The 13,510-nt window shown below is 62.1% G+C and carries 6 protein-coding genes; 4 read left to right on the top strand and 2 right to left on the bottom strand.

Annotated elements, in window-relative coordinates:
* Positions 1-442: 442 nt before the first annotated feature.
* Positions 443-6,856, bottom strand: coding sequence for a non-ribosomal peptide synthetase (locus BLU01_RS22965; RefSeq protein WP_092279781.1), 6,414 nt, complete (start codon positions 6,854-6,856; stop codon positions 443-445).
* A 513-nt stretch (positions 6,857-7,369) separates the two neighbouring features.
* Between BLU01_RS22965 and BLU01_RS22960 the strand changes: the two genes are divergently transcribed.
* From BLU01_RS22960 to BLU01_RS22945, 4 genes are all read left to right on the top strand, one after another.
* Positions 7,370-8,173 (top strand): helix-turn-helix transcriptional regulator, encoded by an 804-nt coding sequence (locus tag BLU01_RS22960; RefSeq protein ID WP_092281716.1) that lies wholly within the window; start codon positions 7,370-7,372, stop codon positions 8,171-8,173.
* 29 nt (positions 8,174-8,202) lie between these two features.
* The gene (locus BLU01_RS22955; protein ID WP_092279779.1) at positions 8,203-9,615 is read left to right on the top strand and encodes an efflux transporter outer membrane subunit; all 1,413 of its coding nucleotides are present in this window, start codon (positions 8,203-8,205) and stop codon (positions 9,613-9,615) included.
* Positions 9,616-10,229: 614 nt separating this feature from the next.
* Positions 10,230-11,351, top strand: a complete 1,122-nt coding sequence (locus BLU01_RS22950; RefSeq protein ID WP_092279777.1) for an HlyD family secretion protein — start codon at positions 10,230-10,232, stop codon at positions 11,349-11,351.
* Positions 11,348-12,937, top strand: a complete 1,590-nt coding sequence (locus BLU01_RS22945) for a DHA2 family efflux MFS transporter permease subunit (protein WP_092279775.1) — start codon at positions 11,348-11,350, stop codon at positions 12,935-12,937. Before BLU01_RS22950 ends, BLU01_RS22945 begins: the two co-directional genes overlap by 4 nt.
* Here BLU01_RS22945 and BLU01_RS22940 read toward each other — a convergent pair whose 3' ends face one another.
* Complete coding sequence (locus BLU01_RS22940) at positions 12,938-13,378, bottom strand: carboxymuconolactone decarboxylase family protein (protein ID WP_092279773.1); 441 nt, start codon at positions 13,376-13,378, stop codon at positions 12,938-12,940. It abuts the gene before it with no gap.
* Between the last annotated feature and the right edge of the window lie 132 nt (positions 13,379-13,510).

Raw genomic sequence — 13,510 nt, 5'->3', positions numbered from 1 at the left:
TGAAAGTCTGTTTGGCCGTCATGCTCAAAAAGTAAAAAGACACTGCTCCATCAGGCCTGAAAACTAAAACATCCGCGCGAAGGCGTCTGACACGGGAAGCCGGGACAAGGCGCATGCCGCCAAACGCAAAACCCCCGCCGGTGTGCGTTTGGGAGATCGGAACACGGCGTATTCCCGAGCCACGACCAACGCAAAACCTGTAGGAGCAGAGCTTGCTCGCGAAGGCGTCCGTACAGTCGATATTGATGTTGACTGACCCACCGCTTTCGCGGGCAAGCCTCGCTCCTACAGGGGTTTTGCGGCGTTACGCCAATCGGGTAAACGCTCGAGAACCCTGTAGGAGCAAAGCTTGCTCGCGAAGGCGTCTATCCATTCAACAATGATGCTGACTGGACAGACGCTTTCGCGGGCAAGCCTCGCTCCCACAGGGCCGCGATTGTGGTCAGAGGCGGCGTTTGCGTTGCAGGGTCGGGATGGTAGTTTCGGGGATGGCGAGCGGTTGCACGTGTTCGACGGTTTTCGCCGCCAATGCCGCCAAAGTCGGCTCGCTGAACAATGCGCGGGCGTCGGCGTTCAGGCCCGCTTCACGCATGCGCGCGACCAGATTGACCGCCAGCAGCGAATGCCCGCCGAGCTCGAAAAAGTGATCGTGGCGCCCTACCCGCTCGATCTTCAACACCTCGGACCAGATCGCCGCCAACGCATTTTCCACCGGCCCCAACGGTGCTTCGTAGTCGCGGGCCAGCACCGCGTCCACGCCCGGCGCCGGCAAGGCGCGGCGGTCGAGTTTGCCGTTGGGGCTCAGCGGCAGACTGTCGAGCACCACGTACGCCGACGGCACCATGTAATCCGGCAGCAAGCGCAACAGATAACCGCGCAGCTCTTCGATTGCCGGCATCTGCGCGGCAGTCGTCAGCGTGTAATAGGCGACCAGACGCTCGTCGCGCATCAACACCGCAACCTCTTTCAACGCCGGGTGCGACGCGAGCCGTGCCTCGATTTCGCCCAGCTCGACGCGCAAACCGCGCAATTTGACCTGAAAGTCGTCGCGCCCGAGAAACTGCAGCGAGCCGTCCGGCAGATAACGCGCCAGATCACCGGTGCGGTAAAGCCGATCCCCCGCGACAAACGGGCTGGCGATAAATCGCTCGGCCGTCAGTTGCGCCAATCCCCGGTAACCCCGGGCCACGCCGACGCCGCCGATATGCAAGTGCCCGCTGACACCGAACGGCACCGGCAGGTCATGCGCGTCCAGCAGGTACAGGCGGGTATTGGCGATGGCCCGGCCAATCGGCAACTGAATCTCAGGAATGGCAGCGCCCGGTTCGAGGGTCCAGGCGCTGCTGTCCACCGTGGCTTCCGTCGAGCCGTAGACGTTGTGCAAACGCACGGAGGGCAATCGTGTTTGCACCTGTCGCGCCAGTTCGGCGGTCAATTCCCCGCCACCGCACACCACGTCGGTGAGGCTGCCGCACAGGCTGATGTCGGCCAGTTCGAGAAACTGCTGGAGCATCGCCGGAACAAACTTGATCACAGTGATTTGCTGTTCATGCACCTGTTGCGCCAGGTAGGCCGGTTCGCGATGGCCGTCCGGACGTGCCAGCACCAGGCGCATGCCGACGGTCAGCGGCCAGAAGAACTCCCACACCGAACCGTCGAAACTGAACGGGGCTTTTTGCAACAGCGCGCCGTTCTGGCTGTGCGGGATGAGCTGCGAACTCCACAACACCAGGTTGTTCAAACCGCGATGTTCGAGCATCACGCCCTTCGGCGTACCGGTCGAACCCGAGGTGTAAATCATGTACGCCAAGTGCGACGCGTTGAGGCCCGGCACCTGCGGATTGCTCGGCGACTGGCCTTGCCAAGTGGTGTGATCGAAGTCGATCAGCGGCACGCCGATGTCCGGCAGCAACCCCCGAGTGGCGCCGTGAATCAGCAGCGCCACCGGCGCGCAATCGCGCAGCATGAAAGCGATGCGCTCCGGCGGATAACCGGGGTCGAGCGGCACATAAGCGCCGCCAGCCTTAAGGATCGCCCACAGGCCAATCACCAATTCCAACCCGCGCTCGACGCAGATCGCCACGCGCGCATCCGGCACCACGCCGTGCTCGCGCAAGTGCGCGGCCAGTTGGTTGGCGCGCGCGTTGAGTTCGGTATACGTGAGGCATTGCTCGCCGGCCACCAGCGCCACGGCATCCGGCGTACGCAACACCTGAGCCTCGAAGATTGCCTGAATGGTCTGCTCCAGCGGCCAATCGACCTCGGTGGCGTTCAGCTCTGTCAGCAGGTGCTGGCGCTCCTGTGGCGTGAGGATCGGTAAGCGATTCAGCGCCCGTTGCGGCGTGTGCTCCAGCGCGTGCACCAGCGACTCCAGCGCAACGCGCAGGCTGTCGCCGATGCGCTGCGCGCCGATCTGCGCGGGGGTGCGGGCGGTCAGCGAGAAATCTTCGCCAAGGTCATCGACACTCAAAGTCAGCGCAAAATTGGTCCGCTCGTCACTGGCCAGAATCTCGATCCCTTCCCACGCGGTTTGCTGCTGCAACGTGCTGTCGCTGTGACGATAGTTGAGCATGGCGCTGAACAGCGGCAAGGCTGGCGCGACGCCGCTGCAACGTTGCGCCAGCGCCAGTGAAGCGTGTTCGTGGGCGAGCAGCGCCGTCAGCCGGGCGTGGGTGGCTTTGACCCCGTCGCGCACGCCGGTTTCGCCGACATCGACACGCAACGGCAGGGTGTTGATGAACATGCCCAAGGCCCGATCAGCACCGTCGCCAGCGTGCATTCGGCCCAGCAGAACAGTGCCAAACACCACTGTGTCGTTGCCCGACGCGGCGCCCAACAACCGCGCCCACGCCAAGTGAAACAGGCTCGCCGCACTGACCCCGAGCACGCGCGCCTGGCTGCGCAGCCGCACACTCAAAGCCTTCGGCAGCGTTTGCGTGGCTTCTTCGATGTCGCCGTGCACACGCTGCAAACCGAACGGCAGCGTCGGCTCATCGACGTCACCGAGCATTTCGCGGAAGAACGCTTCGTGCTCCGCTTCGCCGACACCCAACCGCGCCTGCGCCACGTAATTGCGATACGGCATCGGTGCATCCAGCGACGTGCCGTTGCCGTGCAAAATCGCTTGGATTTCCGCGCGCAAGACGTCGAGCGCGGTGTGGTCCATGACGATGTGGTGGAACAGCAACACCGCCACCACCCGCGCATTACGTGGGTCCGGCGCGTACATCAGCTGGATCAGCGGCGCCTGGGCGAGATCCAGTCGATAGTGTCGGGCATCAAATCGGGCGTGCAACTGGCCGAGCACATCGCCGTCGCGCGGATCGAGGATGATCTGCTGCAGCGGCAACACCGCCGCGCGCCGCACCACTTGCAGCGGTTGGCTGAAACCCTCCCAAAGCACTGCGGTGCGCAGGATATCGTGACGGTCGATGACGGTTTGCAATGCCTGCGCGAACGCCTGCAAGCGCTCAATGCTGTCGAACGCCAATTGCGCGTTGAGCAGATACGGGTCGCCTTGCTGGGCAGTGATGTGGTGGTAAAGCACGCCCTCCTGCGACGGCGCCAACGGGTAAATGTCCTGCACATTGCCTACACCGCCGGGCACGCTGGCGACGACGCGGTCGATGCTTGGCTGATCGAGCGTCAGCAATGGCAACAGCTGCGGGCTGATCGACTGGCAACCGGGCGCAATCAGGTTGGCCGGCACCTCGATCTCGCGACCGCTGCCGATTGCGCCAGCCAGCGCCGCCAGGGTCGGTTGGCTGAACAACACGCGCACATCGGCGCTGAGCTTGACTTGGCGCATGCGCTCGATCAGCACCACCGCGAGCAATGAATGGCCGCCCAATTCGAAGAAATGATCATGCCGCCCGACCCGTTCGACGTTGAGCACTTCGGCCCAGATCTGCGCCAGCGTGGTTTCCAGCGCACCTTGTGGCGCGACGTATTCACGGCTGCGCAGCGCCGACGCATCCGGCGCCGGCAAGGCGTTGCGGTCGAGTTTGCCGTTGGCGGTCAGCGGCAGGCTGTCGAGTCGCACATACGCCGACGGCACCATGTAATCCGGCAAATGCGCTTGCAGGTGCGCGTGCAGATCTTCGATTGCCAGTGTGCGGAACTCGGTGAACCAGGCGACCAAACGCCCCTCCAGCAATTGCACCACGGCTTCTTTCACCGCCCGGAAAGTGCCGAGCGCACGCTCGATTTCGCCGAGTTCGATGCGCATGCCACGGATTTTTACCTGATCGTCATTGCGCCCCAGGTATTCGATGTTGCCCTGCGCCGACCAGCGCGCGAGGTCGCCGGTACGGTACATCCGCGCGTGCGCAAAGCTGCTGAACGGGTCGCTGAGGAAACGCTCGGCGCTCAATTCCGGGCGATTGAGGTAACCGCGCGCGACACCGGCACCGCCGACGTACAACTCCCCGGCGACACCGATCGGCACCGGGCGCTGTTGCTCGTCCAGCAAATAGATTGTCGCGTTGGCAATCGGCTGGCCGATGTGCAAGTCATGCCCGACCTCGACGCGCCCGGAGGTGGCGACGACTGTGGCTTCGGTCGGGCCGTAGTTGTTGATCACCTCGAAGGTTTGCGCGCGCGCAAACTGACGCAAGCGGTCGCCGCCGATCAGCAACGTGCGCAAGGTCGGGTGCGAACGGTTTTGGCTGAATGCGTATTCGGCCACTGGCGTCGGCAAGAAACTGACGTCCAGCGGCTGCTCGCGCCACCACTCGAGCAGCGCGTCGATGTCTTCGTTGCCGTCATGCGCCGGCGGCAAGTGCAGGGTCGCGCCGACGCACAGCGCCGGCCAGACTTCCCAGGCCATCGCATCAAACCCGAAACCGGCGACGCTGGAAGTGTGGCGCCCCAAGCACAGGTCGAACGCCCGGCAATGCCAGTCGAGCAAATTCGACACGCTTCGATGCTCGACCATCACGCCTTTGGGCAGGCCGGTGGAGCCGGAGGTGTAGATCACATAGGCGAGGTTCGCGGCGCTGAGGCCTTCGACCTGCGGGTTGTGCGCGTTGTGATGCGTCCAAGCGGCGTGGTCAAGGTTGATTAGCGGCACGTCCAGGGCCGGTAAACGCGCGCGCAAGGCTGCCTGAGTGAGCAGCGCTACCGGCGCGCAATCGCTTAATAAATAGTGCAGACGCTCGGCCGGGTGCGCGGGATCGATCGGCACATAACAGCCGCCGGACTTGAGGATTGCCAGCAAGCCGATCAGCGTTTCCAGGCCTCGCCGGGCGACAATTGCCACCCTGTCATCCGGCTGTACGCCGAGTTCACGCAAGTGATGAGCCAGTGAATTCGCCCGTTGATTCAACTCGGCGTAGGTCAGCGATTGCCCCTGATACAGCGCAGCCACGGCGTGCGGATGCTCGGCGGCGCGCGCTTCGATGCGTTGGTGCAGTGTGGTGTTATCGTCGAACGCCTGCTCAGTCGAATTCCACTGCTGCAACAGCGCCGTTTCGGCAGGCGTGCTCAGGGAAAAATCGGCAAGTGTCAGGCCCGGATTTTCCAAGCCTTGCTCGAGGATGTGGATCAAGCGCTGCGCCAAGGCCTCAACCTCGGCGCGCTGAAAATAAGCCTCGTTGTAGACGTAATGCACCCATGTCTGGTCGTTGCAGGCGTTGGAGCGCAAATGGATGGCCAACGGCATCGGCTCGTGGTTGTTCGAGACTTTGACCGACTGCGCCAGCGCCTCGCCGTAGCGATAGTCGTGGTCTTCCCTTTCGTAGGACACCGAGACATCGAACAACTGCGCGCGATCTTCACGCAACAGCCCCAGAGCCCGATTCATCTCGCTGAGGGGAAAGCGCTGATGACGAAAATCCTGCTTCAGCACCTCGCTCGTCGCGCGCACCTGCGCGCTGAATGACAGCCCTTGATCGACCGGAAATCGCACCGCGCTGACTTGGGTGAACAAGCCCAGGGTCGACTTGAACCGCGCGTTGCTGCGGTTGAGCAGCGGCAGCCCGACCACCCACTCGTCACGCTGGGCGCTGCGGCAGAAATACACCTGCAACGCGGCCAGCAACACATGAAACGCCGAGGCCTGGCAGGCGCTGCCCAACTGCTTCATGCGTTGGTGCAACGCCGTCGGAAACGCCAGCACCAGGTTGCTGCTGCGCGCCGCGAGTGTGCCGTTGCGCTCGCGATAACGCGGCGCCAGCAACGGTTCGGGGAGCGTGTGAAATTTGTCCAGCCAGTACGCGCGGTCGCGCGCATGACGCGGCGAACCTTGGTAACGCGCGTCGTCGAGAATGAAGTCGATATACGACGGCGCGACGCTGTCGATCGGCTGCTGGCGCTCCAGCGCACTGTAGATTTCGCCGAGCGACTGGAGCATCTGGCCGAACCCCCAGCCATCAAGAATCAGGTGATGCGCCTGAGTGCCCAACAGGTGATGACGCTCGTCGAGGCGCAGCAGAAAGAATCGGAATAACGGGCCGTCGTGCAGCGCGTAGACCTGCTCCATCTGCTGCTGCATCAGGGCCTGCGCGGCAACGTGTGGGTCCGGCCGCTCGGAAAAATCATGCAGCGGCACTTCGACTGGCACGCTTTGAGGAAATGTCTGCAACGGCAAGCCGTCGGGACCGAGCGATAGGCGCGTGCGCAAGGCGTCGTGCTTGGCCACCAGCATTTCGATTGCCTGGCGCATCAGTGCGGGATCAAGCGGACCGCGGAGTTCGACGTAACCGCCAATGTTGTACAGCGGTGAATCGCCACGGCTCTGTTGGTCGAGCCAGATATCACGTTGGGCGCTGCTCAGGGCGAAGGTCTGCGGCGGCGTTTGTGGACGGCGCGCAGGGTCAGTAACAGCCACAGCAGCGGCGGCAGAAATAAGCGTCATAAGGTCCGTCTCATGGGAGGTGTCGATGCGCGCAGTCAAACCCGGTCTTGGCATGACGGTGTCGGGCGCACGGCCCTGTACAGGTTTTTTCCGTATTCAAGCACCGGCTCTGACGGGTGTCTGTCACCGGAAACCCGGACAACGCCAGACGCCCGACGCAGAGCCTTGGTTGATCAATCGGGCGGACAGGGAAAGCTGAAAAGTGTGTAGGAGATCGGCTACAGATTGTGCAGGGACTGGTGGTCAGTCTCTGCTATTGAAATGCCTTCCTTTTCAGAGAGTTAACTAATTTTCAAGGTTCCTCCCAACAGCCTTCGAAAGAGTTTCCTGGTGAAAGCGTCAATTTCTCCACGCGATTTTCATGGCAGGTTTGTCCCCGAATTCCGCTACAGACGTTGCACAGTTCCATGGCTTAAATACAACTCGGGCATTCGGGCATGTTCAAGGAGAACAGGAACGCCGAGTTTCCAATGAGTGGCCGCACCACGTTTTGACTTCAAGGATGATCAGAAAATGGGTCTGACCAGCAGTATCCGCAACATTGAAAGCCCCCATTTCTACGGCGAGTTAGGCGAGCTGATCGCCAGCACCGGCGACGACCGGTTTGCCGCGAACCTGCTGCATCTGGTGGAGAAACTGGTGCCGGTCGACCTCGTCGATCTCAGCGAATGGACCCTCGACGAGCGCCAGGCAAGCATTCTCGAGATCAAGCTGCTCGGCAGCGCCAGCCTTGAGCAGGCAACGCCCTCGCCCTCTCGAACATTGCAACAGCGCGATGATCATCCGCTGCTCAAAACCCTGATCGACATGGACGACTCGCTGCTGATCCAGATGAACGCCCGCACCCGCAGCGCGCACCCGCGCGACACGTCCCACCAATGCAATCTGGTGTCGCGCAACTCCAATCGACGCTGTGTGATTTCCCTCTATCGTCCGCCCACGCAACGGGTGTTTTCCCTGTCTGAACTGGCGTTTCTGAAAAACCTCTCGCAAACCTTGCTGCCGCTGATCGAGTGCCACGCCTACATCAGTCGCCAAACCACCCCGGACAAACCGCAAGCGCACGTTATCGGCAGCCTTGGAGAACAGACGCCGTTGCAACGGGAGTTTTATACGCGGCTGGAACACGGCGACATCACTTTGTCGGCGCGGGAAAAAGAGGTGTGCCTGGGTTTGTTGAGCGGCGGCACGGTGCCGGAAATGGCGGAGAAGCTCAGGGTTAAAACCAGCTCCATCGAAACCTACCTCAAACGCGCGGCGGCGAAACTCGGCGTCAGTGGCCGGCATGGTCTGGCCAAGTGGATGGCCGGGGCGTGAGCGCTGTTGATCTGCTGCAAGGCGCGTGAATGAAAGGCTTATCGATGTGGTATCTGGGCATGGCGCTGCTGCTTGGCGGTTGCTCGCTGGTTCCTGATTACCAGACGCCGCAGTTGCCGGTTTCGCCGCAGTATCCGCAAGGTCCGGCGTACGCTGCAGCCGTATCAGGAACGACAGCGGCGATGGATTGGCAGTTGCTGTTCCGTGATCGCGGATTGCAGCAGTTGATTGCCGAAGCCTTGGTGAATAACCGCGATTTGCGTGTCGCCGCGCTGAATGTGCAAGCGTTTCAGGCGCAATACCGGATCCAGCGAGCCGACCTGTTCCCCGCCGTTTCCGCGACCGGCGCGGGCAAACGCCAACGCGTCCCGGCCAGCGTGACGGGCGCGAATGACGCGGTAATTACTTCGGCGTATTCGGCGACGTTGGGTATCAGTGCCTACGAGCTGGATTTTTTCGGCCGCGTGCGCAGCCTCAGCGAGCAGGCAATGCTCAATTACCTGGCAACGGAACAGGCGCGACGCAGCGCCGAACTGAGCCTGGTCGCCAACGTCGCCAATGCCTACCTGACGTGGCGCGCCGATCAGGAATTGCTCGAACTGACCCGCCAGACCCTCGCCGCCGATGAGCAGAGCCTGCGCCTGACTACGCGCACCAGCCAGGCCGGCAAGGTTTCGGCACTCGACCGGATTCAGGCGCAGACCAGCGTCGATAGCACCCGCGCCAGCCTTGCGCGTTATACCCGGCAGGTTGCGCAAGACATCAACGCGCTGACCCTGCTGGTTGGCGCGCCGGTGGCCGAGTCGATTCCCGGGCAACCGCTGGCCAACGATCTGCTCGCGCAAGTGCCCGCCGGTTTGCCGTCGAACCTGCTGCAACGCCGCCCCGATATCGTACAAGCCGAGTACCAGTTGCAAGCCGCCAACGCCAATATCGGCGCGGCCCGAGCAGCGTTTTTCCCCAGCATCAGCCTGACCGCCAATGCGGGAAGCAGCAGCCTGGAGCTGTCCGGTTTGTTCAAGGGCGGCTCTGGGGGCTGGACGTTTCAGCCACAAATCAACCTGCCGATTTTCAACGCCGGCAGCCTGCGCGCCAGCCTCGACTACGCGAAATTGCAAAAAGACATTTCCGTTGCGCAATATCAAAAGTCGATCCAGGTGGCTTTCCAGGAAGTCGCCGACGGGTTGGCAGCGCGCCAGACTTACAGCGATCAACTCAGCGCTCAACGGGCTTTTGTCCAGGCCAGTCAGGACTATTACGCAATGGCCGAGCACCGCTACCGCATCGGCGTCGACAGCCATCTGGTCTTTCTCGACGCCCAACGCTCGCTGTTCAGCGCCCGGCAAACCCTGATCACCGATCGCCTCGCGCAACTGATCGCCGAGGTGAATGTGTACACGGCGCTGGGCGGCGCATGGGAAGTGGCGCCGGCAGGATTGTGATCGATCACAAAACCGTGTTCACCGCAGCTCCAATGTGGGAGCGAGCTTGCTCGCGATGGGGCCGGTAACTGCGAAATCAGTGTTGGCTGACCAATCGCCTTCGCGGGCAAGCCTCGCTCCTACAGGGGATTGTGGTTGATCACAAAATCAGTGTTCACCGCAGTTCCCATGTAGGAGTGAGCCTGCTCGCGATGGGGTCGGCAACTGCGAAATAGGTGCTGGCTGACGGATTGCCTTCGCGGGCAAGCCTCGCTCCTACAGGGGATTGTGGTTGATCACAAAACCAGTGTTCACCGCAGTCCCCATGTGGGAGCGAGCTTGCTCGCGATGGCGCCGGCAACTGCGAAATAAGTGTTGGCTGACGGATCGCCTTCGCGGGCAAGCCTTGCTCCTACAGGGGATTGTGGTTGATCACAAAACCAGTGTTCGGCACAGATCGAATGTGGGAGCGAGCTTGCTCGCGATGGCGCACTGTCTGACGCCGCTGCAAATTGATCAATCCCCTTACCGCGGAATAACACCTGACGACCGGCAACAAATACCAATTGCGACAAAATATTACCTGCGTCATATTACACCCGTAATAAAGACCCGATTCCCACAGGTAATCCGCCATGACCAGCATGCCCACCGTTGAACCCGACCTGGCTGCCCCCGTACAAACCCCCAAGCCACCGCTGTTCAAACGCCTGTTGTTGCTGATCGCAGCGGTCGGTGCGCTGGTGGCTATCGGGCTGTACGGCGTGCACTGGTGGAGCGCCGGGCGGTTTATCGAGGAAACCGACGATGCCTACATTGGCGGCGACGTCACGGTGATCGGGCCGAAAGTCGCCGGTTATATCGAAGCAGTGCTGGTCACCGACAATCAGCAGGTCAAGGCCGGCGACGTCCTGGTGCGCATCGATTCACGCGACTATCGCGCCAATCTGGCCAAGGCTGAAGGCGCGGTGGCCGCGGAAGAAGCGCTGCTGGCCAACCTCGATGCCACCGAACAATTGCAGCACGCGGTGATCGGCCAGGCGCGTGCCGGGATTGACGCCGCAGGCGCCGAGACTTTGCGCTCACGCGATGACGATGCGCGCTATAAAAAACTCGTAGGCAGTAACGCGGTGTCGGTCGAAAGTGCGCAACGCGCCAACGCCACGTTCAAGACCGCCCAGGCCATCAGCGCCCGCGCCCAGGCTGAATTGCTTGCCAGCCAGCGCCAATTGCTGGTGATCGAAACACAGAAGCAACAGGCGCGCGCGGCACTGATGCAAGCCAAAGCCGAGCGTGATCTGGCGCAATTGAACGTCGGCTATACCGAGCTGAAAGCACCGGTGGATGGCGTGATCGGCAATCGCCGGGCGCGGGTTGGCGCGTATGCCCAGGCTGGCTCGCAGTTGCTTTCGGTGGTGCCGTCGAGTGGCTTGTGGGTCGATGCCAATTTCAAGGAAGACCAACTGGCGCGGATGACCTCCGGCCAACGCGTGGTTATTCGTGCTGATGTGTTATCGGGCCAGGTATTCCATGGTCATCTGGACAGCCTGGCCCCGGCCAGCGGCGCGCAGTTCAGCGTGTTGCCGCCGGAAAACGCCACCGGCAACTTCACCAAAATCGTCCAGCGGGTGCCGGTGCGCATCGTGCTGGATCCGGCCGACGGCGTGCTCGGTCATTTGCGCCCAGGCCTGTCGGTGACCGCTGAAGTGGACACCCGCGCCGAGGACAAAAGCCCAGCCGTGGCCAGCGCACCATGAGCGCCCTCGCCGCCCCGGCACAACCGACAAGCGCCGCCAACATGGCCACGGCGACCAAGGTATTCGCCTTCGCCAGCATGTGCATCGGCATGTTCATCGCGCTGCTGGACATCCAGATTGTCTCGGCTTCGCTGCGCGACATCGGCGGCGGGCTCTCGGCCGGCACCGACGAAACCGCGTGGGTGCAAACCAGTTACCTGATCGCCGAAATCATCGTGATTCCGCTGTCGGGCTGGTTGTCGCGGGTATTCTCGACGCGCTGGTTGTTCTGCGCCTCGGCGGTCGGTTTCACCCTCGCCAGCCTGCTGTGCGCCGCCGCGTGGAACATCCAGAGCATGATCGCCTTTCGCGCGCTGCAAGGCTTTCTCGGCGGCTCGATGATCCCGCTGGTGTTCACCACCGCGTTCTTTTTCTTCACCGGCAAACAACGGGTGATTGCCGCCGCGACCATCGGCGCCGTGGCCTCATTGGCGCCAACGCTGGGGCCGGTGATTGGTGGCTGGATAACGGACATTTCATCGTGGCACTGGCTGTTCTACATCAATCTGGTGCCGGGGATTTTTGTCGCGGTGGCGGTGCCGATGCTGGTGAAGATTGATCAGCCGGAACTGTCGCTGCTCAAAGGCGCGGATTACCTGAGCATGCTGTTTCTGGCGCTGTTTCTCGGTTGTCTGGAATACACCCTCGAAGAAGGCCCGCGCTGGAATTGGTTCAGCGACAGCACGATCCTCACCACCGCGTGGATCAGCGGCATCGCCGGCCTGGCGTTCATTGGCCGCACGCTGCACGTGGCCAACCCGATTGTCGATCTGCGTGCCTTGAAGGATCGCAACTTCGCCCTCGGCTGCTTCTTTTCCTTTGTCACCGGGATTGGGCTGTTCGCGACGATTTACCTGACGCCGCTGTTCCTCGGCCGGGTCCGTGGCTACGGCGCGCTGGACATTGGCCTCGCGGTTTTTTCCACCGGGGTGTTCCAGATCCTGGCGATTCCGCTATATGCCTTTCTGGCCAATCGCATCGATTTGCGCTGGATCATGATGACCGGGCTGGGACTGTTCGCGTTGTCGATGTGGGATTTCAGCCCGATCACCCACGACTGGGGCGCCAGGGAATTGATGCTGCCGCAAGCTCTGCGCGGGATTGCCCAGCAATTGGCGGTGCCCCCCGCCGTGACGCTGACCCTCGGCGGGCTGGCGCCAGCGCGGCTGAAACATGCTTCGGGGTTGTTCAACCTGATGCGCAATCTGGGCGGCGCGATGGGTATCGCCGCGTGCGCGACTATCCTCAATGACCGCACCAACCTGCATTTCACGCGGTTGGCGGAAAACCTCAACAGCACCAATGAAGCGCTCAATCAGTGGCTGTCCCAGGTCGGCAACAACTTCGCCGCCCTCGGCCAAAGCGGTGACGCCGGAGTCACCGCCAGCCTGCATCAACTGTGGTTGCTGACCTACCGCGAAGCGCAGACGCAAACCTACGGCGACGCGTTTCTGATGATCATGCTCTGCTTCATCATCGCCACGGCGATGGTGCCCTTGATGCGCAAGGTGCAACCACCGGCCGCGCCGTCAGCCGATGCGCATTGATCAGGCCTGGGGCATTTTGCGGAAGCCGACTGCTAGGCGATTCCAGGCGTTGATGGTGGTGATCGCCACGGTCAGATCGACCAGTTCCTTGGGGCTGAACTCGGCGATGGCCACTTCGTAGTCTTCGTCCGGGGCGTGGGTCTGGCTGAGCAGGGTCAAGGACTCGGTCCAGGCCAGCGCTGCACGCTCACGCGGGGTGAAAAATGGCGTTTCGCGCCACGCCGACAACGTGTACAGGCGCCGCTCGTCTTCGCCGCCCTTGCGCGCATCGGCGCTGTGCATGTCGAGGCAGAACGCGCAGCCGTTGATTTGAGAAGTGCGCAGCTTGACCAGTTCGATCAGGTTCTTTTCCAGCGGCAGTTTCGATACCGCAGTTTCCAAAGCGATCATGGCTTTGAGCGCGTCTGGCGAAGCGGTGTAGAAATCGATACGCGGTGTCATGGTGGGGCTCCGTCACAAGTGGGTGTGGAGCTAAGTTAATCCCGCGCAAGCCGCGAACAAATAGCCAATATCCCGGAAAACCCCTAGGCCAGACAGCGGCCATCCGCCCAATCGCCCAAACCGCCAACCTGC

This window comes from Pseudomonas prosekii (assembly GCF_900105155.1).
Classification (GTDB): Bacteria; Pseudomonadota; Gammaproteobacteria; order Pseudomonadales; family Pseudomonadaceae; genus Aquipseudomonas; species Aquipseudomonas prosekii.
Note: the sequence above shows the minus strand (reverse complement) of the source record. Positions and strands in the feature narration are given on the sequence as shown.

Excerpts from the sequence above, each read along its gene's own strand:
- BLU01_RS22955 (WP_092279779.1), top strand. The coding sequence starts at position 8,203 with ATGAAAGGCTTATCGATGTGGTATCTGGGCATGGCGCTGCTGCTTGGC.
- BLU01_RS22950 (WP_092279777.1), top strand. The coding sequence starts at position 10,230 with ATGACCAGCATGCCCACCGTTGAACCCGACCTGGCTGCCCCCGTACAA.
- BLU01_RS22945 (WP_092279775.1), top strand. The coding sequence starts at position 11,348 with ATGAGCGCCCTCGCCGCCCCGGCACAACCGACAAGCGCCGCCAACATG.
- BLU01_RS22940 (WP_092279773.1), bottom strand. The coding sequence starts at position 13,378 with ATGACACCGCGTATCGATTTCTACACCGCTTCGCCAGACGCGCTCAAA.
- BLU01_RS22960 (WP_092281716.1), top strand. The coding sequence starts at position 7,370 with ATGGGTCTGACCAGCAGTATCCGCAACATTGAAAGCCCCCATTTCTAC.
- BLU01_RS22965 (WP_092279781.1), bottom strand. The coding sequence starts at position 6,856 with ATGACGCTTATTTCTGCCGCCGCTGCTGTGGCTGTTACTGACCCTGCG.